Source organism: Streptacidiphilus neutrinimicus (assembly GCF_000787815.1).
GTDB classification, from domain to species: domain Bacteria; phylum Actinomycetota; class Actinomycetes; order Streptomycetales; family Streptomycetaceae; genus Streptacidiphilus; species Streptacidiphilus neutrinimicus.
On record NZ_BBPO01000034.1, the window covers coordinates 22,635 to 42,856 of the forward strand.

Consider the following 20,222-nt stretch of genomic DNA (forward strand, 5'->3'; position numbering starts at 1 on the left):
CGGAGGAGACGTGCGGGTGGGCGGCTGGTGGCGGGGGCGCGGCGTCGGGGCGCAGGGGCCGCGCGGGTACAGGGCGAACGGCCGGACGACGCTGCAGGCCGGGCCGGCCGGCAGGTACGGGGCTTCCCGGCAGCCCCGGGTGCGCTACCGGCCGCCGGCGGCGGTGGGTCGGCACCTGCGGCCGGAGCCGCAGGTGCCGACGTCCTTGCGCACCAGTGCGGGATGGGCGTGGCGGTTGCTGGTGCTGGGGGTGGCCGCCTACGCGGTGTTCCTGCTGCTCGACCGGTTTCAGCCGGTGGTCATCGCCGTGTTCCTCGGCCTGGTCGTCACCGCCGTGCTGCGGCCCCTCGCCGACCTGCTCGCCCGGGCGATGCCTCGCAGCCTGGCCGTCGTCTGCGCCTATCTGCTGGTGTTGCTCGTGCTTGCGGTGATCCTCACAGGGCTGGGCGTCCTGGTCGCGAACCAGGCCCCGGACGTGGCCGCCCAGTTCGACACCGGCATCGGCCGGGTCGAGCGGTGGCTGGAGGGTGGCCCCTTCCACCTCAGGCCCAGCGCCTTGACCGGGCTCCAGCAGAAGATCAGCACGTTCATCAGGGCGCACCGCTCCACCCTGCTGCAGAACGCCCTGTCCGGGGCGACGCAGGCGGTGGAGATCGGGACCATCGCCGCGCTGGGGTTGTTCTGCTCGGTGTTCTTCGTCCACTCCGGCGAACGGATGTGGGACTTCGTCGCCGACCAACTGTCCCCGAGGCACCGGGACGGCTGGCAGCGCGGCGGCCACGCCGCCTGGAAGGCTCTGTCCGGCTACATACGAGGCATCATCTTGGTGGCGGGCATCAACGCGGTCCTGGTCGGCATCGCCCTGTTCGCGCTGCGTGTGCCGCTTGCCGCGCCCTTGGCCGTGCTGGAGTTCATGGCCGCGTTCGTGCCTCTCGTCGGCTCGCCCGTCGCCCTCGCCGTGGCGAGCGCCGTGGCGCTGGCGGCCCGGGGGCCGGTCACCGCGGTCATCGTGCTGGTGCTGATCGTTGCCATCGGCGAGATCGAGGGCCACCTGCTGCACCCGCTGATCATGAGCTGGGCCGTCCGCCTGCATCCCATCGTCGTCGCTGTCTCCGTCATCGCCGGCAGTATCGCCTGGGGCATCATCGGTGCCGTTCTCGCCGTCCCAGCCGTCTCCGTCGTCTGGGCCGTCACCCAGACGTTGAGGCGACCCGAACCCCGCGCGGCCACCAGAGGCGTCCGCAACGGGACATGACCGCACGGCGGCCAGGGTGACAGACCACCGCGCGGGAGACGGCCGCAGCGCCTCGGCATCCGGCCACTCCCCCACGGTGCCAACTCCCCTCCGGGGGCCGGGCGGAGAGCCCGGACCGTGTGCGCAGCAACACGGCGCGGTCCGTGCCGGCTCGTGATCGAGCATCACGAGGGGTTCCGGGGGCGGAGAGGCCTGCCCCCGGCCGCCCACGTGCTCATGCGGTGGCGGGCCGAGCTCACCTGTCCGGAGCCTGCCCGCGCGACGAACGGACCGCGTGCGCGCGCCGGTTCGGGGCACACGTGTACGCAGTAGCCGCAAGCTGGTCGGCAGTCAGACCTGGAGGCAGTCATGGCGTTTTCACATGCACGACGCAGCGGATCAGCCGTAAGAGGGCCAAGAGCCCTGCACCACACCCGAGCTTCGCGACGGGACGCCCTGAAAACTGCCGGACGCGCGGGATTTGTCGCACGCGGGGTGGTGTACGTACTGATCGGGGTGCTCGCTGTCGCCGTCGCCCTGGGAAGAGGCGGCGGCGAGATGGACCGGCAAGGGGCGCTGCGCCAGATCGCGGCCCACCCGTTCGGCGCCGTGCTGCTGTGGGCCTTGGCGGTGGGTTTCGGTTGTATGACGCTGTGGCGGGCCTCTCTCGCGCTGGCAGACGGCCGCCGGGGGAAGGCCGCCGGAGGTCTGTTGAACGCTGGGCGTGCCGTCTTCTACGCCTCGGTGTGCTGGGGTACCGCCGCTTACGCGGCAGGAACCGGCGGTACGGGCGGTGACGCCAAGTCCCAGGACTGGACCGCGTCGGCGCTGAAGCTGCCGGGCGGCCAGGTCCTCGTGGGCGTCGCCGGGATCGCCGTGGCCGGTGTGGGGGTCGGGATCGCTGTGGGGGCCGTGCAGCGGCGGTTTCTGAAGAAACTGAACACCTCGGCGATGAGTCGCCGTACCCGCGAGATGGTCACCGCGCTCGGTGTGGGCGGCAACCTGTCACGCGGCGCGGTGTTCGCCGCAGCGGGGGTGTTCGTCCTGGTCGCCGCCGTCGACTTCGACCCCCATCAGGCGAAGGGGATGGACGCGACGCTGCGCACCTTCGCCGGTACTCCTGCCGGTCCGTGGCTGCTGGTGCTCGTGGCCGTGGGCCTGGTGCTATTCGGCGGGTTCTCCTTCGCGTCCGCCCGCTGGCGCAAGCTGTGAAGCCCTTCACGCAGCGGTCTTGAGTGACTGATGGCGGCCGGTTCCTCGGCGTCTGCCTGCGCGGAGGACGATTCAAAGGACCCCGATTTCATGAACCAGAACACCAGTTCCGTTGACTCTCGTCCGGCCGACCAGTGCGGCGGCGGCCGTCCGCCCGGTTCTGACCTGTGGCGGGCGAATCCGGCGCCCTCCGCCCGCAAAGCGAAAGCCTGGTCGGTGGGGGCGGCTGTCAGCGGGGCGACCGACAGACGGGCCCGACGCCGGGCAGCTCTGCGTGGCCTGGGCGCGGTCGCGTTCGCCTCCGCTGTCACCGGCGTTGTCGCCGTGGGCCGCCGGCTCTGCTGTGGCCGGCCTTCGGGTTCGCCCCCGCCGCGCGCGGGGGCGAGGACCGTCCCCGTTCCCTTCCCTTCAAGGCCGGCCGCCTCGGCGGTGGCGTTCGCCACCGCCGTCGCCATCGAGTCCCCTCCGCTGGGCGCCGTGGCCGCTCTCGTCGCGGCGGGGGCGGTGGGTTCACGTGTCCGTGCGGGCGCCGGCCGTCCCGGAGACGCGCTGGCCGGCGCCGCACTCGGCGCCGGAGCGGCCGCGCTCACGTTGCGGTGGTGGCCGCGCCGCAACGACCACCCCGCCACCGCTGCCCCACCCCAGGTCGCCGCGCCCGCCCTGCCCACAGGCGCCGGCCTGCACATCGTGGTCAACAGCGCGTCGGGCTCCGGAGCCGTCGGACGCCTCGACAGCGGCGCGACCGTGGAGGAGTGCCTGCGGGCAGAACTCCCGGACGCCCAGATCCAGGTGTGCCACAACAGCGAGGATCTGCCATCGATGGTCGATCAGGCCGCAGCGCTCGCCGCCGAGGCGGGCGGGGCGCTGGGCATCTGCGGCGGCGACGGCAGCGTCAATCTGGCCGCTACCGTCGCGGCCCGGGAGAGCCTGGCGCTGGCGGTGTTCCCCGGCGGTACGCTCAACCACTTCGCCGTCGACCTCGGCACCCACAGCATCGGGTCCACCGCGCAGGCGGTGCGGACCGGCAGCGCCTGCGCCGTCGACCTGGGCCAGGTCACCACGGGCACCGGGCAGCGCCTTTTCCTCAACACCTTCAGCATCGGGATCTACCCGGAGTTGGTGCGGGCCCGGGAGAGCCTGGAGGGGCGCTGGGGGAAATGGCCGGCTCTCGCCGTCGCGTTGGTGCACGTGATGGCCACAGCGCGGCCGGTGCGGCTGAGTGTGTCCGGCGCTCCGCGAACGCTGTGGATGCTCTTCGCCGGCAACGGCAGCTACGACCCGCCGGGCTTCGCCCCCACGCATCGCAGCTCGCTGGACGGGGGCAGGCTCGACATCCGGGCGATCGACGGCAGCCACCCCTTCGCCCGCACACGGCTGCTGCTGGCGTTCCTCACCGGCACGCTCGGCACCTCCCGCGTCTACCGTGCGGCCCGCCTCACCGCCCTCGACATCACCGACCTGCAGGAGGTCGAGAGCCTGGCCGTCGACGGCGAGACCTTTCCCGCCCCCGACCGGATCCGTCTCGCCAAGGCCACCGCGGGCTTGACGGTCTACCGCCCCGAGCACCCCGCCGTCCCGTGACGTCCCAGGCGTGCCTGACCGGTCGCCGGTCACCGGAGCACCCCGATCTCCACCCTGCGCGGCGTACAGAGCGTCGACAGCGCCCCGGTGGTGCAGACTTTCAAGGGCGCTGCCGGACTCCACGGCTCCGCCAGCAATGCCTGAGCGGCTGCCCCGGAGACCCGAGCCCGAGCGGGAGCGCGAGCCGGGCTTGACGCCGCAGCGCGGGCAGTCGTGGCGCTCGACGTTGTCGGCGTCGCTCTCGAACTCACCTACCTGCCTGCCTGCCGCATGACCCTGGTGCCGGCGGGAAGTTGATCTGCAAGGCGTGCCGCCGCCCCTTTCTTGTTCCTTCTCCCTGAGGAGTCACAGTGGCCATACTCGTCGGCGTGGCGCTGCTGCTCGCCACTGTCCGCTGGAGCAACCACCGCCCCCATCACGCGATCCTGGCCCTGGTGGTCGGCATACTCATCGCGAACACCGGCTTCGGCGTATTTGTGCACGACCGAGTCGAGACGGGTGTGCACACCCTCGACAGACTTCCCTAATAAGCGCCGTCCGTCCGGGGAAGATGCTCACACATCACCATGCTGAGACGGAGGCAGACCCGGCGTGGCCCCAGCGGGAAGGCGGTTGCCGTGTGCAGGCTGTTCATCGCAGTGATCGCAGAGATGTCGCTTGCGCACTTCGCAGATCCCTGTCCGTTCGTGTCGGTCCGTGCCCTCGGGAGCGCGGGCTTCGCCACGCGCGCCCGCTCGGACGACCCAGCCCTGGCGCACGAGGTCCGCCGGACGCGTGACGGGAGCCGACGATGACCTCACCGAATCCTCTGCAGCGAACCTCCCCCGCGGCCAGAACCGTCCACGCCCTCACAGAGCGCCCAGCGGTGGGCTCGCCCGGCACACTCACCCCACGGATGAAGGCCTGGTCCGCGGCTTTGCGCCGGACCCCGGCGTCGATGTGGAACGACGATCTCACCGACGACGCCGCCGCGCTGACCTACTACGCCATCCTGGCCGTGCTGCCCGCCCTGCTGGTGCTCGTCCTCGCCTTCGATCTCATCAGCCCCGGCACCGCCCAGGCGTTCATCGCAAGCGTCAGCGCCTACGCGCCGGGACCCTCCGGAGCCCAACTGCACGCCGCGTTGGCAGGTGTCACCACGCAGCGCCCGGGCATCTGGACCGTGCTCGCCGCCGGAGGCGCGAGCGCCCTTTGGTCGTCCTCCAGCTATCTGGCCGTGTTCCGCCGCACCCTGCACCGCATGCACCACGTCCCCGACCCGCGCTCGGCATGGCGCAGGGCTCACCAGACACTCCTGACCGCTCTCACCCTGCTCGCCCTCCTCGCAGCCAGCGCCCTCGTCCTGCTGTTGAGCGGTCCTGTGGCAGACGCCCTCGGCCGCGCGCTGCACCTGGGCGAGGGCATTTCACTGGCCTGGAGCGCGGCGCGCTGGCCCGTACTGCTGTGTCTGTTCGCTCTCCTGGTAGCGGTGGTCTTCCACACCGGTCCCGGACCGGCCCGTGGATCACGGCACAGCGTGCCCGGCGGCGCTCTGGCCGCGGTCCTGTGGCTGTCAGCCTCCGCCGCATTCACCTTCTACGTCTCGGCGCTGGGCGCCTACAGCCGCCTCTACGGCTCACTGGCCGGCATCGTGGTCTTCCTCATCTGGCTGTGGCTGTCCAATCTGGCTCTGCTCACCGGAGCGCAGTTCACAGCCGAGCTGAGCAAGGAGAAAAGGACGACGTCCGAGGTCGCCACCGCGAGCAACACGTAGGAGGGTCTTCGTACCCGGCGCGCGCGGGGGCGTCCGACCCTGCGCGTTCCGGGCGAACTCCCTTGAAGCCGCGCGGGGCTCGGGCCACCAGGCCACTCGCGCCGTGACCCGGCCGTCAGCCCGTTCCCTTCAGGTGCGAGAAGACGCGTGCGCTGCGTCATGGCGGTTAGACGCCATGGGAAGGGCACCAGCAGCCACGAAGAAGGGGACGCCGCGGTGGGCAAGGAAACCAGCAGGCGTGCGCGAGCGCACACCATGGCAAAGACTGGTACAGACGGTGCCGAGGCCCTGAAGGTGCACGCGGAGCAGGCGGCGAGCGCGGCTCGTGCGGCGGCCGTCTCCGGCGTGGTGGCGGCGCGGAGCGGTTCGCGGAAGGGCAGCGAAACGGTGCAGGACGCGGCCGAGCAGGCCGAGTCCGTCGCCGACCCGCTGCGGGAGACGGCCTGTCAGGTGGCGGGACAGGTACGGGGTACCGCAGGGACACTGACCGGCCGGGCCGCTCGCCACCACGACGACGGAAGGCCCTGGCCGGTCCGAGCGCTCGTCGGGTCAGCGTGCGCGCTCGGTATGGGCGCGCTGGTCTGGCGGCTGGCCTGTACTGCCAAGGGCGGCGCTGCGGAGGTCAAGCCGGTTGTGGACGTCCCGCTCGCCTGATCCCCCGCAATGAGGTCTCGCCTTTCCCGCCCGGCGGCCCGAACGCGGGCCGCCGGGCGGCCTCTGCCCCTCCTGCTCCCGTCTTCGGCCCCAACCGGCGATCGGGGTTCCCGAACAAGTGGGCCCGCCCGGGCTTTCCTTCATAACGGTCCCCGCCCCCTGCGCGGCGGAGGAACCGTGTACCCGACGTGCGATCACCACCTGCCCCGCGGTGCCCGATGTCGGTCCGTGCTCGGGATCAAGGCGTCAGACGCGCCGCGTAGTAGGCGCCGATGCGGTGATGGGCGTCGGATTCGCTCCCCGGCTGGTCGCGGTCGAACTCCGGGGCGTTCTTGATCTCCTCTTCCGTGTGGTCGAGGTGGACGACGCGCTCCATGGGATCGATGGCGCGGATGCTGCCGGCGGGAAGCAGGATGTGCTCGTCGGCGGCGGGCGATCCGGTGTCCACGACGATGTGGCTGGTGCCCTCCGCGTCGTTGTGCTCCTGGACCTTTCCGATCTGGCCGTCGGTGGCTTCGACCGCGTACCCGGCAAGGTCCGTGTCCGGCTGGTAGCCGCTGTCAGAACGGTAGGTCCAGATGCTGTTCTCCACGCGTTTGTCCTCCTCCGCAAACCGTCCAGTCATAGGCGCGTCCCCGCTCCCGCAGGGCCGCAAGACGCGCGTTCCCCCAGCTCTTGCCATCCACACGTGCTGGCTCGCCCACCCCCGTGTCGGCTCTATGAGACAGGAGCCCCCGATCTTCCGCGCCGCGGCGGCGTCTTGGCCACGCGCGCCCCGGCGCGGGCGGACGCCTCAGTCCCCGGGGCCCCCTTGAGCACGCCTCGACCGTCCGGGCGCGCGCCCACCGTCTGCGGCGTGTCGGCGCAGGTCAGCGGGGAATGCCTCCGAGTGTGCGCCGCCATCGGGCTTCAGCGATGGAGTAGAGGCCGAAGGCGACCAGCCCCACAGCGACCACGACCAGCACCAGGGGACCGAAGGACGTCTGAGCGAAGGAGCGCAGGGTGGCATCGAGTCCCTTGGCCCGCGCCGGGTTGTCCGTCAGCGCGGCCACCAGGGCGAAGATGCCAGCCGCGGTGACGATCACCCCTCGGGCGGCGTGGCCGATCTGCCCCAGCCGCAGGACGGCCTCACGGGTGGCCCGCGTCATCCAGCCGGTGCGCAGGCGCTCGGCGAATCGACGGCTCGCCGCACGGGCGACCATGGCCAGCCCGAGGCCGATCACCACGAGGGCCAGCGCGATCAGCAGGACGCGGCCGCCCGACGTGCCCAGCAAGCGGGCGGTGACGTCGTGGGCGCTGCTGTCGGACGAGGCGGGAGCGCGTCCGACGGTGGCGAACTCGTAAGTGCTCCAGGCGGCCACTGCGTAGATCACCGCCCGGAGCGCGTCGAGGAAGCGGTGTCCGGCCTCCTGCGGCGAGGCGGCGGCCTGAACGGCCCGCCACAGGGCCAGCCCGCTGAAACCGATGACCAGCAACCACAGGAGCAGGATCCCGAAAGGCTCCCCGGCGATCGCCGCCAGCGCACCCCCACGGTCCAGCGCGGGCTCGCCGAAGCCCAGGCCCACCATGACGGCGAGCAACCCGATGACGATGTAGACGACGCCCCGGGCGGCGAACCCGACCCGGGCGAAGGTGTCGACCGTCTCCGCGCCGGGTGCACGCCGCGCGCCCCAGCGACGACGAGGGTGTCGGTTCATGTGTGCGCGGCGGTACGACCGCCGCCGATAAGACGATCTCCAGTCCATGACGGGCCTCCTGTCCTGCCGCTGCCCGCGTTCGACGTTCGGAAACAGCAAGGCAGACGCACACCCCCTGCAGTACAAGGTCGCTGACGGTGTGTCACTGCTACGGACTCCGATTCACGCACCGGCACGCTCGGCGGAGCGTCAGACCCCGACCCCCGCCACGGTCCGTCCGTCCAACACGCCCGCCCCGATCAGGTCCCGCCCTGACCGGACGTCACTTTCCCCCGGAGGTCCACGAAATTATTGGTACGCATACGCAGCGCCAGACGGGGCACACGCATCTTCGGGGCCCCGATCGGGCTGCCACGAACAATCACGAACAAAAACGAAAAAGGGTGGTTCACGTGCTGATGGCACATCCGACGGTGCTGAGCGCGCTGGTCGAAGAGTACGCGGCGCTGGCCGCTCTCGGCGCGGAGCTCAGCGACGACCAGGCCCGCCGGCTGGAGGACGTCACTTACACGCTGTGCGTGGCCACCGGCACTCGCGACATCGACAGCGCCCTCACGACCGCCGGCCACTGTCCGCCCAGGGCATGGCCCTGGACGACTCCCCGCTGACCGCCGGGGAGCAGGAGACCGCCACGAGCTGTGTGCGCCCATTGATGTTGTCGAGAAGTGAGAGCGGGCAGCCAAGCTCAGGACGCCGGCAGCGGAGCGTCCGCCGGGGACAGCGCGTGGGCGAGCGGTCCGGGTGTGCCCGGCACAGGACCGGGCAGATACCGAACGTGGGCATCGTGGTGGGAACCTCGGGCTGGCAGTACGCCGACTGGCGCGGACGGCTCTACCCCGTCGGCGTGCCTGTGCGGTTGTGGCTGCAGACCTACGCCACCTGGTTTCCCACGGTGGAGAGCAACGCGGCTTTCTACCGGCTGCCCGCCCCGCAGACCTTCGCCGCCTGGCGGGACCGCACGCCAGACGGATTCGTCTTCGCCGTGAAGGGCAGCCGCTTCCTGACCCATGTCAAGCGTCTGCGTGACCCGGAGGAACCTGTCGCCCGGCTCCTGGCCCACACCTCCGCGCTCGGGCCGAAACTGGGCCCGATCCTGCTGCAACTGCCCCCGACCCTGCCGTGCGACCCTGCGGCGCTGGACCGCTGCCTTGCGTGCTTCCCACCGGAGGTCCGGGTCGCGGTGGAACCGCGCCACGACTCCTGGTGGACCGACGAGGTGCGGTCGGTCCTGACGGCCCGCCGAGCGGCACTGTGCTGGGCGGACCGCGGCTCGCGTCCCGTCACCGCGTTGTGGCGGACCGCCGAGTGGGGATACCTGCGCTTCCACGAGGGCCGGGCGAGGCCGTGGCCGCGATACGGCCGAGCCGCGCTGAACGCCTGGGCCAGGCGAATCACCGAGGCGTGGCCTGAACAGCCCCACCCGGACGTGTTCGTGTACTTCAACAACGACCCGCATGGCGCTGCCGTGACAGACGCGTGCGCCTTCACCGCGCTCCTCGCCGGACGCCCGCGCTGACCGCCGGTTGCGGCGCGGTATGGCGACGGCCGTCGGGAACGACCACGGCTCGGACCCGGTACGGGTGGTGGTAAGTCCCTACGGCAGTGCCGCTGGGCCTGCTCGCGTTCGGAGTGGGCATGGTGGTCCTCGCACCGCTCGACCGCCCTGCGATTGGGCCGATCGTGGGCGGGACCCAGATCGGGCCTCGCCCGTGCGGCACCGGACGCGGGATTGCTTCTGCGGGCTCGCGGATACGCGCGCGTGCGTGATCGACGCACCCGCTCCCCTGCGCGGCGCTTGCGGTTGCGGTTATCCGCCACGCGCCGGCGGGACCACCGGCAGGAGCTTCACCGCCGCAGCCCTCACCAGTAGTGCCGACGCCCCGCGACCTCGTGCCCGACGGCGCCGAGCACCCACAGAATCAGACCGATGACGGCGAGGACGATGCCGATCGTCCACAACACCGAGATGCCGGTGACGAAGCCGATGATGAGGAGGATGACTCCGAGGATGATCACGATGGCCTCCGAAGGCTCTGCGCTGGACCCGCGCATCCCCCGGGGCGGCGTCGTTAAACGACCGGAGCGGACCTATCGGGTGCGCGGCCTCGAAGCCTGTGCCGAGCGAGGTCAGGACGAGCCGACGCGTCGACGCGGTCGGGACCGCCCGTGGCCGCCATACAGCCGCGCCGCGGTCTCCAATCGGGCACCCATGTTCAGCTCCATCATGCGCAGGGCTGCGGTGGCGAGGTCGGCGTGGATGTGGGCAACCGCGTCTCGGACGACCGTGACGTCGTAGCCCCGGATGTGAGCATCCAGCGCGGAGTACAGGACGCACTGTTCGGTGACCTGTCCGCACAGGACCAGTCTGCGGATTCCGTCCTGCTGGAGCAGGTAGTCCAGCGGTGTCTGATAGAAGATCGAGTGGCGTGCTTTGAGCACGAAGAGGGAGTCACGGTCCGGTCGGATGGGCTCGACGAGATCGGCATGCGGGCCACGCAGGGCCACGTCCACGAGCTCGTCGTGGTGTGACCGCCACAGTCCGAAGTTGTCATTGACGTAGATCACCGGCACGCCCACGGCCCTGGAGTCGGCGAGCAGTTTCCCGACCTGGGCAAGGCTTGCGCGGACGGACGGGATCAGTCGGTCCGCGTCGTCGTGGTCGTAGGTGTTGATCATATCGATGACCACGACGGCGGTGTGCTGAGCGGTCTTCACCCCGACTCCCTCCTGACGGTCGGCCTGGACAGGAGATCCACGGCGTATCCCACCTCCTTGGCCGCATGTGCCCACGCAACCCGGTCCCACTCGCCCGATCACGCTCACCGTTACGTGATCCCACGAGACGACTTCCCACCGGTCGGAGCAGCTCGTTGGCGCAGGGCCTGGGTGACGGACCACACGACGGAGACGGCCGGGACAGCCAGCACCGCGCCGACGATCCCGAGCGCGATACTGCCCGCGATCACCGAGACGGCAACGACGACGGGATGCAACCGCACCGCCCAGCCCATGATCAGTGGCTGCAAGAGGTGCCCCTCGATCTGGCCCAGCACCACAATCAGCGCCAGCACGATGATCGCGGTCGCCGGACCTCGCGTGGCCAGCGCCACCGCGCTCGCGACGGCCAGAGCGACCGGAGAACCGATGAAGGGCACGAACGCCGCCACGAACTCCAGCACCGCCAGCGGGACCGCGAGCGGGACGCGGAGTGCGAACAGGGCGATGCCGACCAGAACCGCGTTGATGACGGCGACCAGGATGATGCCGCGGATGTAGCCGGACAGGGTCCGCCACGCGGCCTGCCCACCGAGCTGAAAGCCCTCGCGCCGTCCAACAGGTAGCTGATCCCGGCAAAACGCCCACATGCGCTCGCCAGAGCTGACGAAGAACACCGAGCAGAACAACCCCAGCGCCGCGACCGTGAGGATTTCCACTACCTGTGTGGCACCGCTGAGCGCGCTCTGCAGCAGGCTGGAGCGATGGGCGGACACAAACGAGCCGATCTTGTGCTGCAGGCCGGTCAGCGCCCCCGGCCGGACATGGAACGGGGCGGCCTCCAGGAAATGCTCCAGACGGCCGATGCCGCTGTCGAACTGAGCAGCAACGACCGGTTCCTGGTGCGCCACCAAGAACCCCAACCCCGTCAGCAGACCGGCCACCACGACCAGAATCATCAGGTAGGCCCCCAAGACCGCCAGTCCTCGTGGCATCACCCGGGTCAAGCGGTCGGCGACCGGCCGCAGCAGCGCCGTGACCACCAAGCCCAGGAACACGGCGACCGCGATGGGCTGGAACCGGTCCAGAAGCATGAACGCCGCGTAGGCGGCCACCCCCAGCACCAGCAACCGCCACGCCCACCCCGCCGCGGTCCGCACAGACGCCGGGACCCCGGGCTCGGGCCGTGCAGTCTGTCCCACCAGCGTCCGCCGCCGGTAGCGGACCGCGGGCGGCCGCCGTCCGGCGCGATCCCGGCGCCCGGGCCGACTGTCCGACTGGCGCCGCCGCGCCGCGTCGTGCTTGCGCCACCATCCGCGCATCCAGCCCTCCTTCCGCTGCGGCCACCGCGCCCGCCGGGCCCATCCCGCGGTGGCTCCCAAGAGGCCGGACACGCGGGCGAAGCGCAGGGACCCCAACTCCCCCGCCTTGCTCTCGTCCCCTTGGCCGCGCCTGCCCCCGGCATGTCGCCGCATGCGGCGCTGGTCCAGCGTCCTTGGGTGCGCCTCGGCGAATCCGATCGGGCGGTCAGCTGTCGGGAGGTTGAGCCCGCCGGCCTGCGGACTACGCGCCGCGCTCCTCGTGAGTGCTGCGGAACGGCGGGACCTGGTTGAGCCGCACCGCGGCACGGTCTCCGAGAGCCGTGAGTCGGTCGACCAGGCCCGTGCCGAACTGAAGGCGCGCCTCCGCTCCCGGCTGCTCCGGCGGGAGCTGCTCGGGGTCCGCAGCGTCGGGCAGCAGCCGTGCGGTCAGAGAAAGCGCGCGCTGGGCCGTCGCCGGCGCGAGGGCGTGGAACTTGACCATCGCCTTCGCCGCGGGCGTGAGTACGAGTTGCGGTCGACGCGCCTGGGCCGCGTCGACGATGGCGCGCGCGGCCCTCTCGGCACTCATCGACAGGCCCGGCAGACAGGCTGCGGTGGCGAACCAGGCGTACTCGCGGCGTGAGTCGCCGCGGAACAAGGCGGCCTGGTGGGAGCCGGTGCGCATCAGACCGGGCACCACGGTGGTGACGCTGACGCCCTGTGCGGCGAGTTCCGCGCGCAGCCCTTGTGACAGGCCGGTCGCGGCGAACTTGCCGACCGTGTACGGCAGCAGGTGCGGCGCGGCCACCTGGCCGCCGATCGAGGTGATGTTCACGAGCCGTCCGCGCGCTTCCCGCAAATCGGGAAGCGCGGCGAGGGTGAGCCGCAGCGGGGCGAAGCACAGAGTCTCGACGGCGTCCCGGAACGCCTGTTCATCCATCGCTTCCACGGGTCCGACCTGGATGGTGCCCGCATTGTTGACCAGCACGTCCAGGCGGCCGAATCGTTCGTGGACAGCGCCGAGGAGCCGTTCGGCCGCCCCGGGCTCGGTCACGTCGCAGGTGAGCGCTTCGACGTGGTCAGGGTCCCTGGTGCCGGCGCGCAGCAGTGCCCGCGCGGCCGACAAGTTGTCCTGGTCGCGCCCGCAGACCAGGACGCGGCAACCACGTGCGAGCAGCTCCCGCGCGATCAGGAGGCCGAGGCCCCGCGAGCCGCCGGTCACCAACGCGACCGGGCCTTGCCCGGCAGTCGGCGATTCCCCGTCCCTTGATATTCGTGCGTGTGGCATGGTGCCTCCTCGGCGCGTCCCGGCGGGCGCTCGGTACCGCGTCTGCCCAGGCGTTGAACCTGCACGCGCCCACGACCGCCCCCTTGTCCCGCCGTCGCAGATCCGCTCACGGCTCACCTGGACCGCCGCGACCGCCGCCCGGGCGGTCGCGCTCGCGGACCAGGGACCGGACCCGAGATCACTGCGGAAACGATCTCTGACCGGAGGTCGGTCAAAGAAGGTAGTGGCCCTGCTCGATGTCCTCGATGAGGCTGGGGTGAGTGGGCTTCCATCCCAGGAGTTGCTGGGTGAGGGAGCTGGAGGCGGGCATGTCGGTGCTCAGGAGGCGCACGAGCATCCCGTCGAACTCCTCTGCGGGCACGGAGCGTGCCGGCAGATCGAGATGCCGACCGATGACCTCCGCGATTTCGCGGACCGGCACGCCCTCGTCCCCCACCGCGTTGAGGACGGAGCCGGCGGGAGCCTGCTCGACGGCCAGCCGGTAGAGGGTGGCGGCGTCCTTGACGTGGACCGCGGGCCAGCGGCTGGCGCCGTCGCCGATGTAGCCGGAGACGCCCTTGGCCCGGGCCCTTGCGATGAGCTGGGGGACGAAGCCGTGACGCTCTCCGCGGCCGTGGACCGAGCGGGGCAGCATGACCAGCGAGGTGCGGACGCCTGCCTCCTTCGCGGCGAGCGCTGCCCGCATGTTGGCGATACGGGCAGCGACAGGACCTGTCGCAACGAGCTCGTCATGCTCGGTCGCGGGCCTGCCAGGCGTGACAAGTGTGGCGCCTGAGATGACCAGGGGCTTGCCGGAGGCGGCGAGGGCGGCGGTGAACGTCTCGACGGCCTTGGCATCGGTCCGCGTCGCTTCCTCGCTCGTGCTTGGTACGACGAAGGCGAGGTGGATGACGCCGTCGCTGCGGATGGCGCCGGCGTGCAGCGCATCGGTGTCGTTGAGGTCGCCACGCAGCACCTGGGCGCCCATGGCGGTCACTGACCGGGCGGCGGCGTCCGAGCGGGCGAGCCCGAGGACCTGGTGGCCGTCGTTGACGAGTTCGGGAACGACGGCTGAGCCGATCCAGCCGGAAGCACCGGTGACGAAGATGCGCATAGCGAGACTCCTTGATGACGCCAAAGGAAGGACGCACTGCTCGGCTGCCGAAGCCAGGAGCCGATGCGACCCAGTTGCATCAACAGTACTCCAGGGATGCGACTGCGTCGCATCGCTCGTCGGATGATGCGACCCGATCGCTTCGCATAGACTTCGTCGGTGAGCAGATGGGCACCTGACGCGCGCGAGCGCCTGGAGACCGCGGCGTTGGACCTCTTCGTGGAGAACGGCTTCGAGGAGACGACCGTTGCCCATATCGCCGATCGTGCAGGCTTGAACCGCGCCACCTTCTTCCGCCACTTCGCCGACAAGCGCGAGGTCCTGTTCGGCGGCGAGGACGTGCTGGCCGGCCTGTTCGCCGAAGGCGTCCGCGCTGCCGCTGCGGACGCGACCCCCGCCCAATGCCTGCAAGCGGCGTTCGCCGCCACCGACGTCGCCATGACCCCGCAGCGACGGGCCATGGCCGCCCAGCGCATGCGGGTGGTCGCAGCCAGCAGCGAACTGCAGGAGCGCGGACTGCTCAAGCACGCCCGGATTGCCGCCGCACTCAGCGCTGCCCTGCGCGAGCGGGGCACGGACGACCTGACCGCCCGACTGGCAGCGCAAATGGCATTGCTCGCCTTCGCCACCGCCGTCGAGCGCTGGATGAAGGCCGAGGACGACGAAGCTTTCCCGCCCCTCGCCCAAGCAGCCCTGAGAGACCTCCAGGAGCGCGTCACCGAACTCGACACCCGCCCCCGCCTCAGCACTTAACGAGGGAATCTGGCGGTTGTTCACCCGACGCTCCAAAGATCACGCGCCAGGGCAATGCCGCTCGAACTCACGCCCGGCAAGATCGATACAACAACAGTGCACCGACGCGGACACGGCGCACCCCTCCCCGGGGCTCTTGCGAGCCCTTGTCGAGCCGCGACGCGCATCCAGCGTTTGTCCTGGTGGCTGCGGGTATCCGCTGACACACGTGATTGTGAGCAGTGCACTCGAGCGACTGCCGAGAGCGTTGGCGAGCCGGGCGGTGCTCATGGCTCCCGCAGATCGTCAGGTGGGAAAGGAACGGCCATGAGGTCCAGGGTGAGCCTTGCCGCGCCGAAAGCCGAGCGTCGGATTCGCGTAGCCTCGGTCCCGGCGGGTCACGTGTACGTCCGTCGGCTCCAGCAGCGGACACGCGCCAACCGCGGGGCGATCCGTTTGGCCGATCCACATCCGACCGGCGCCCCGAGCACCTCGCCGCAGTGGTGGCCTCCGGTGATGCTCGACCCGCGCTGGGTCGGCACCCACCACGGCGAGTTCGACGTCTTCCCTCTCCACTTCGGCTTCGACGCCCAGTCACCTGATGCGCTGGCAGAACTCGTTGCCGAGTTGGAGCGCTGGGGCAAGCCGATCGTCTACACGGTCCACGACCTGCGCAACCCGCACCAGCGCGATCCGGCCCCGCACCTGAAGGACCTCGACGTGCTGGTCCCGGCCGCAGACCCTCTGATCACCCTCACCCCACCTGGTGGGTCACCCCCGCTATCGTTCACGGCCTGAGAACCGGGGGTGCCCCCCGCCATCGTTCACCGCCCCAGGACGGCGATACGCCACAAGAGTGTCCGGCACCGGCGCGCCGCAGTCCCACGAGCCGGCTGCCCGGCGTGGGAGGGCCAGACTCAGGGCTCCGGCCCCATCGAAGCAGCAGGAGCGTCACCGTGCTGGAGCGCAGCGCCACCAAGCAGGGAACAAAGATCACATTTGTCCTGCCCGAACACGACCACGACCGCGCCGTCAGCGTCGTGGGCGACTTCAATGACTGGACGCCCGGCGCCCACACCCTCGCAGCGCGCGAGGACGGCTCCCTCGTCGCCAGCGCGGTGCTGCCCAAGGGCCAGGTGACCGCCTTCCGCTACCTCGCCGAGGGCGGCCACTGGTTCGACGACGAAGCCCCCGACCACCACGACGGCGTCAACGGCTACATCCACACCTGACGCCTGCCTGTCCGGTGCGTCGATCGGACCTGATTACGGGTCCGCTCGGTCTCGGGGTAGACGAGCCCGGGCCGGGGCAGACCCTCTTCCTGATGGGGCCTCATCTGGGTGTTTCTTCGCCCGCGTGAGGGTCGCGCAGGATCGGGGTGAATCCTTTCATGCGGCCGCGCCTCCGTTGCGCCGAGGGTTGAGGAGGCGTGCGCGGTGGTGCCGCGCGAAGCAGCACGGCAGGAAGCGGGGGTGACCGGCGCGGACGCGCCGACGGGGGTGCCGTGCACTGGTCCGGCACCCCGGACTCCACCCCGGGGCGCCCACCCGACAGTCCCAGGAGGTCGCGACGGGCCGCTGCCGCGTTGCGCGCCGAGAACCCTCCGTCGCGTGCACGTGGTCCGGGCGGCGCCCGTCGCCGTGCTGTCCAGCACGGCGACCACGTGTGGGCACACCCGTCCGGGGAAGGCGCTGTGCCGACGACCCATGAGGAGGGTGAAGTGACGCAGGCGACTTCCGCAGACGCGCTTTGGCGGCCCGCGATCGAGGGGCTCCCTGGCCTGGGGAGCCTGACCAGCTACACGGTCCATGCGCAGGACGGGCGCCTGGGCCGGGTGCTGCGCACCGAGGGCAGCCAGGCGGGATTTGTGATCGTGAACACCGGGCCGTGGTTCTTCGGCAGGCTCCTGGCCGTGCCCGCCGGACTGGTCTCTCGGGTGGATCAGGAGCGCAAGCACGTCGAACTGGCCGGCAGCAAGGCGCAGATCAAGCAAGCACCGGAGTACCGGGGTGCTCAGGGGCAGGCGTACGAGGACTATCGCACCGAGGTCAGCGACTACTACGACCAGACGCGCGGGAACCGACTCGCGGGCTGACCGCCGAGGGGCGGGCGGCCGTCGAGGACCCGCTGCCGTGCTCATGCCCGGGGACGCGCCGGCGGGGGTCTGGTTTCCCTTGATCGGATGCGGAGAAACGCCGAGCAGCACGAGGTCGGCCAAGCGGCACGAGGGAGTGGATCGGCATGAGGGCATTGACGTGGCAGGGCCGCCGGGACGTACGGGTCGAAACAGTCCCCGACCCGGGGATCAAGGAGCCGACCGACGTGATCGTGGGAATCACCAGCACCGGCTTGTGCGGTTCCGATCTGCACCTCTTCGAAGTGCTGGGTCCGTTCCTGGCACCCGGCGACGTCCTCGGGCATGAGCCCATGGGCACCATCGTCGAGGCCGGCCCCGAGGTCACCTCCTTGAGCGTGGGGGACCGGGTCGTGGTGCCGTTCAACGTGTCCTGCGGGACGTGCTTCATGTGCGGGCAAGGGCTCCACTCGCAGTGCGAGACCACCCAGGTGCACGAGTACGGCAGCGGCGCCGCACTGTTCGGCTATACCAAGCTCTACGGGCAGGTCCCTGGAGGGCAGGCCGAGTTCCTGCATGTTCCGTTCGGCAACACTCTTCCCGTGAAGGTGCCCGACGGCCCGGCGGACGATCGGTTCGTATTCCTTTCCGACGTACTGCCCACCGCCTGGCAGGCCGTCGACTACGCTGCCATCCCTGCCGGTGGCAGCGTTGTCGTTCTGGGGCTGGGGCCGATCGGGGACATGTGCGCCCGCATAGCCCGCCACCACGGAGCCGAGTCCGTCATCGGCGTCGATATGGTCCCCGAACGGCTACAGCGGGCCCGCGAACGTGGTGTCACCGTACTGGACCTGAACGAGCACAACAGCAGCGGACTGATCGAGGCGGTGCGGGATCTGACCGGAGGACGCGGACCGGACGCGGTCATCGACGCCGTCGGCATGGAAGCCCACGGCGCCCCCGGGGCGAAGTTCGCCCAGGAAGCCACAGCCTTGGTCCCTGGCCCTCTGGCGGCGAAGATGATGGAACGCGTCGGCGTCGACCGGCTCGCCGCCCTCAACCTCGCGATCCAGATAATTCGGCGCGGCGGAACGATCTCCCTGGCCGGTGTCTACGGCGGAATGACCGACCCGCTGCCCATGCTGACCCTGTTCGACAAGCAGATCCAGATGCGCATGGGCCAGGCCAACGTGCACCGTTGGATCGACCAGATCCTGCCGCTCCTCACCGACGACGACCCGCTCGGCGTCGACTCTTTCGCGACCCACCACCTCCCCCTGGAGCAGGCGCCTGACGCCTACAAGATGTTCCAGAAGAAGCAGGACGGCGCCGAAAGATCCTCTTCCGGCCCTGACGCCGCTGCGAACCATGCACCCGCGATCTCCACCTTTCTTTCAGGTCCTGTCCGGTGCCCAGCCCGAGAGCTGCTGCGCGGACGTGACATGCTCGATGCATGAGGGACCACAAGGAGACGCAAGCGTCGGCGGCAGACGGTGGCACAGCGGCTGGCGGCTTCTTCGACTCGCAGCGGTACCTGGCTCGTCGGCAACCGACAAGCCAGGACAGCACGGACGCCTCACCCACCCCCGTCATCCAGGAGGTCCTGGCCGGTATCGCCGGCTCAGTGGTCTTCCTCCAGCCGGTGCTGGGGCCCAAAGGCGAGGTGGTGGACCTGCGATTCGCCGCCGCCTCGCCCGACGCGGTCGACATCGGCGGACGCCGCGGCAGCGAACTGGTGGGGCTCGGCGTCCTTCAGACGTATCCCGCGGCCGCCGACACCGAGTTGTGGCACGGCTACCTGAAGGCGTTGGCAAGCGGGGACCCGTACGAGGGAGAGCTGGAGTACGAGGAGGTCGCGGCCGGCATCCCGCGCCTGTCCCGCTACAGCGTACGGGCCACACCCTGCCAAGGCGGCCTGATCGTGTCCTGGACCCGGCTGGACGCCAGCGAACGTGAGCAGCGCCGGCTCGGGGCCATGCAACGCCTGGCGGGAATGGGGTGGGCCGACTGGGATCTGGTCCGCAACGTGATCGCGTGGTCCGAGGAGGTCTATACGATCTTCGACCGGGACCCGGCCCGGGGCCCGATGACGCTGGAGGAAATGCCCTCCCACGTCCCCGCCGAGGACCTGCCCGCGCTCGGCGCGGCCGTGCAGCGTCTCCTGGGCGACGGTGCGTCCATCGACCATGCCTTCCGCATCAGTACCGACGACGGCCGGATCCGGCACGTTCGGATCGTCGCCGAAGCCGAGGCGGACGTGAACGGTCATCCGGTCGAGGTCCACGGTTTCTTTCAGGACCTGACCGCTGCCAAGGATGCCGAGCAACAACTGCTGGACCACCGCCAGAGCGCGCTCGTCCAGCACAGTCTCCTGACCGCCGAACGCGACCTCGCCGCCCGTCTCCAGGACAGCCTGCTGCCGCTGCCGCAGCAGGTGCTGCACCTGGCCGGCCTCAATGTCGACGTCGCCTACCGGCCCCTCCAGGAAGGCCTCAACCTCGGCGGCGACTGGTACAGCGCGATCGAACTCCCGGACGGCAGCGCACTGCTCGTCGTCGGCGATGTGGCAGGGCACGGACTGGACGCCGTCGCCACCATGGCCCTGCTCCGTTTCACCGCCAAGGGCATGGCCATCACCGGCACACCCCTGCCCACGATCCTGCAGCGCCTGAACACCCTGCTGCTGCACAACCCCGAACGCCCCCACACCACCGCCACCATGATCATGGCCGTCTACCAGCCCGCCACCTCCGCGCTGACCTGGGTCCACGCCGGCCACCTGCCACCCCTGCTCCTGCGCCAGGGCGAGGCGCGCTTCCTGCCGACCCCGGCCGGCATCCTGCTCGGCGCCACCGCCACGCCCCACTATCGAGCCTCCACTCTGCAAC

21 protein-coding genes are annotated in these 20,222 nt (G+C 70.6%); 14 read left to right on the forward strand and 7 right to left on the reverse strand.

Annotated elements, in window-relative coordinates; translation table 11 throughout:
* The 6 genes from TR48_RS21535 to TR48_RS21555 all read left to right on the forward strand — a co-directional run.
* Window positions 1–1,255: AI-2E family transporter (locus TR48_RS21535; protein ID WP_369405599.1), on the forward strand; the 1,255-nt coding region annotated here is incomplete at its 5' end.
* A 348-nt stretch (window positions 1,256–1,603) separates the two neighbouring features.
* Window positions 1,604–2,446, forward strand: coding sequence for a DUF1206 domain-containing protein (locus tag TR48_RS21540; RefSeq protein WP_084729629.1), 843 nt, complete (start codon window positions 1,604–1,606; stop codon window positions 2,444–2,446).
* Between the two features lie 429 nt (window positions 2,447–2,875).
* Window positions 2,876–4,027 (forward strand): diacylglycerol/lipid kinase family protein, encoded by a 1,152-nt coding sequence (locus TR48_RS21545; RefSeq protein ID WP_052442858.1) that lies wholly within the window; start codon window positions 2,876–2,878, stop codon window positions 4,025–4,027.
* 350 nt (window positions 4,028–4,377) lie between these two features.
* A complete protein-coding gene (locus TR48_RS43430) occupies window positions 4,378–4,554 on the forward strand; it encodes a hypothetical protein (RefSeq protein ID WP_161789876.1) in 177 nt (58 codons plus the stop codon).
* A gap of 368 nt (window positions 4,555–4,922) precedes the next feature.
* Window positions 4,923–5,780 carry a YihY/virulence factor BrkB family protein gene (locus TR48_RS21550; RefSeq protein ID WP_042369859.1) on the forward strand — a complete coding sequence of 286 codons (858 nt, stop codon included), beginning with the start codon at window positions 4,923–4,925 and terminating at the stop codon, window positions 5,778–5,780.
* A gap of 255 nt (window positions 5,781–6,035) precedes the next feature.
* Window positions 6,036–6,434: a hypothetical protein gene (locus TR48_RS21555; protein ID WP_042369861.1), complete on the forward strand. Its 399-nt coding sequence runs from the start codon at window positions 6,036–6,038 to the stop codon at window positions 6,432–6,434.
* A 238-nt stretch (window positions 6,435–6,672) separates the two neighbouring features.
* Here the strand turns inward: TR48_RS21555 and TR48_RS21560 are convergent, their stop codons facing one another.
* Both TR48_RS21560 and TR48_RS21565 read right to left on the reverse strand, forming a co-directional pair.
* Window positions 6,673–7,026: a hypothetical protein gene (locus TR48_RS21560; protein ID WP_042369863.1), complete on the reverse strand. Its 354-nt coding sequence runs from the start codon at window positions 7,024–7,026 to the stop codon at window positions 6,673–6,675.
* 277 nt (window positions 7,027–7,303) lie between these two features.
* Window positions 7,304–8,131 (reverse strand): DUF1206 domain-containing protein, encoded by an 828-nt coding sequence (locus TR48_RS21565; protein ID WP_042369865.1) that lies wholly within the window; start codon window positions 8,129–8,131, stop codon window positions 7,304–7,306.
* Window positions 8,132–8,529: 398 nt separating this feature from the next.
* Here TR48_RS21565 and TR48_RS21570 point away from each other — a divergent pair, with 398 nt between their 5' ends.
* A complete protein-coding gene (locus TR48_RS21570; protein ID WP_052442871.1) occupies window positions 8,530–8,739 on the forward strand; it encodes a DUF5133 domain-containing protein in 210 nt (69 codons plus the stop codon).
* Between the two features lie 167 nt (window positions 8,740–8,906).
* Window positions 8,907–9,647, forward strand: coding sequence for a DUF72 domain-containing protein (locus TR48_RS21575; protein ID WP_042369867.1), 741 nt, complete (start codon window positions 8,907–8,909; stop codon window positions 9,645–9,647).
* 344 nt (window positions 9,648–9,991) lie between these two features.
* On the opposite strand, the gene TR48_RS43435 is transcribed toward TR48_RS21575, so the two are convergent.
* From TR48_RS43435 to TR48_RS21600, 5 genes are all read right to left on the reverse strand, one after another.
* Window positions 9,992–10,147 (reverse strand): DUF6131 family protein, encoded by a 156-nt coding sequence (locus tag TR48_RS43435; protein WP_161789877.1) that lies wholly within the window; start codon window positions 10,145–10,147, stop codon window positions 9,992–9,994.
* 111 nt (window positions 10,148–10,258) lie between these two features.
* The gene (locus TR48_RS21585) at window positions 10,259–10,846 is read right to left on the reverse strand and encodes a cysteine hydrolase family protein (protein WP_268873590.1); all 588 of its coding nucleotides are present in this window, start codon (window positions 10,844–10,846) and stop codon (window positions 10,259–10,261) included.
* 110 nt (window positions 10,847–10,956) lie between these two features.
* Window positions 10,957–11,961, reverse strand: a complete 1,005-nt coding sequence (locus TR48_RS21590; RefSeq protein ID WP_236652256.1) for an AI-2E family transporter — start codon at window positions 11,959–11,961, stop codon at window positions 10,957–10,959.
* Between the two features lie 448 nt (window positions 11,962–12,409).
* Complete coding sequence (locus TR48_RS21595) at window positions 12,410–13,435, reverse strand: SDR family NAD(P)-dependent oxidoreductase (RefSeq protein WP_236652257.1); 1,026 nt, start codon at window positions 13,433–13,435, stop codon at window positions 12,410–12,412.
* Window positions 13,436–13,646: 211 nt separating this feature from the next.
* Window positions 13,647–14,528, reverse strand: a complete 882-nt coding sequence (locus TR48_RS21600) for an SDR family oxidoreductase (RefSeq protein WP_042369870.1) — start codon at window positions 14,526–14,528, stop codon at window positions 13,647–13,649.
* Window positions 14,529–14,735: 207 nt separating this feature from the next.
* Between TR48_RS21600 and TR48_RS21605 the strand changes: the two genes are divergently transcribed.
* From TR48_RS21605 to TR48_RS21630, 6 genes are all read left to right on the forward strand, one after another.
* Window positions 14,736–15,281, forward strand: coding sequence for a TetR/AcrR family transcriptional regulator (locus tag TR48_RS21605; protein WP_236652258.1), 546 nt, complete (start codon window positions 14,736–14,738; stop codon window positions 15,279–15,281).
* Between the two features lie 435 nt (window positions 15,282–15,716).
* Entirely contained in the window at window positions 15,717–16,058 is a 342-nt protein-coding gene (locus TR48_RS39080; protein WP_152628095.1) for a hypothetical protein, read from the forward strand.
* A 158-nt stretch (window positions 16,059–16,216) separates the two neighbouring features.
* Entirely contained in the window at window positions 16,217–16,492 is a 276-nt protein-coding gene (locus tag TR48_RS21615; protein ID WP_042369874.1) for an isoamylase early set domain-containing protein, read from the forward strand.
* Between the two features lie 488 nt (window positions 16,493–16,980).
* Entirely contained in the window at window positions 16,981–17,355 is a 375-nt protein-coding gene (locus tag TR48_RS21620; protein ID WP_042369876.1) for a hypothetical protein, read from the forward strand.
* A 146-nt stretch (window positions 17,356–17,501) separates the two neighbouring features.
* Window positions 17,502–18,791, forward strand: coding sequence for a zinc-dependent alcohol dehydrogenase (locus tag TR48_RS21625; RefSeq protein ID WP_084729632.1), 1,290 nt, complete (start codon window positions 17,502–17,504; stop codon window positions 18,789–18,791).
* Window positions 18,788–20,222 (forward strand): PP2C family protein-serine/threonine phosphatase (locus TR48_RS21630; RefSeq protein WP_084729633.1); only part of this gene is annotated, 1,435 nt, incomplete at its 3' end. The genes TR48_RS21625 and TR48_RS21630, both read left to right, overlap by 4 nt.

Bases quoted from the DNA above. Each gene is read 5' to 3' on its own strand.
- TR48_RS21555 (WP_042369861.1), top strand. From the start codon at position 6,036: ATGGCAAAGACTGGTACAGACGGTGCCGAGGCCCTGAAGGTGCACGCG.
- TR48_RS21595 (WP_236652257.1), bottom strand. From the start codon at position 13,435: ATGCCACACGCACGAATATCAAGGGACGGGGAATCGCCGACTGCCGGG.
- TR48_RS21570 (WP_052442871.1), top strand. From the start codon at position 8,530: ATGGCACATCCGACGGTGCTGAGCGCGCTGGTCGAAGAGTACGCGGCG.
- TR48_RS21550 (WP_042369859.1), top strand. From the start codon at position 4,923: ATGAAGGCCTGGTCCGCGGCTTTGCGCCGGACCCCGGCGTCGATGTGG.
- TR48_RS21600 (WP_042369870.1), bottom strand. From the start codon at position 14,528: ATGCGCATCTTCGTCACCGGTGCTTCCGGCTGGATCGGCTCAGCCGTC.
- TR48_RS21565 (WP_042369865.1), bottom strand. From the start codon at position 8,131: ATGAACCGACACCCTCGTCGTCGCTGGGGCGCGCGGCGTGCACCCGGC.
- TR48_RS21540 (WP_084729629.1), top strand. From the start codon at position 1,604: ATGGCGTTTTCACATGCACGACGCAGCGGATCAGCCGTAAGAGGGCCA.
- TR48_RS21625 (WP_084729632.1), top strand. From the start codon at position 17,502: ATGAGGGCATTGACGTGGCAGGGCCGCCGGGACGTACGGGTCGAAACA.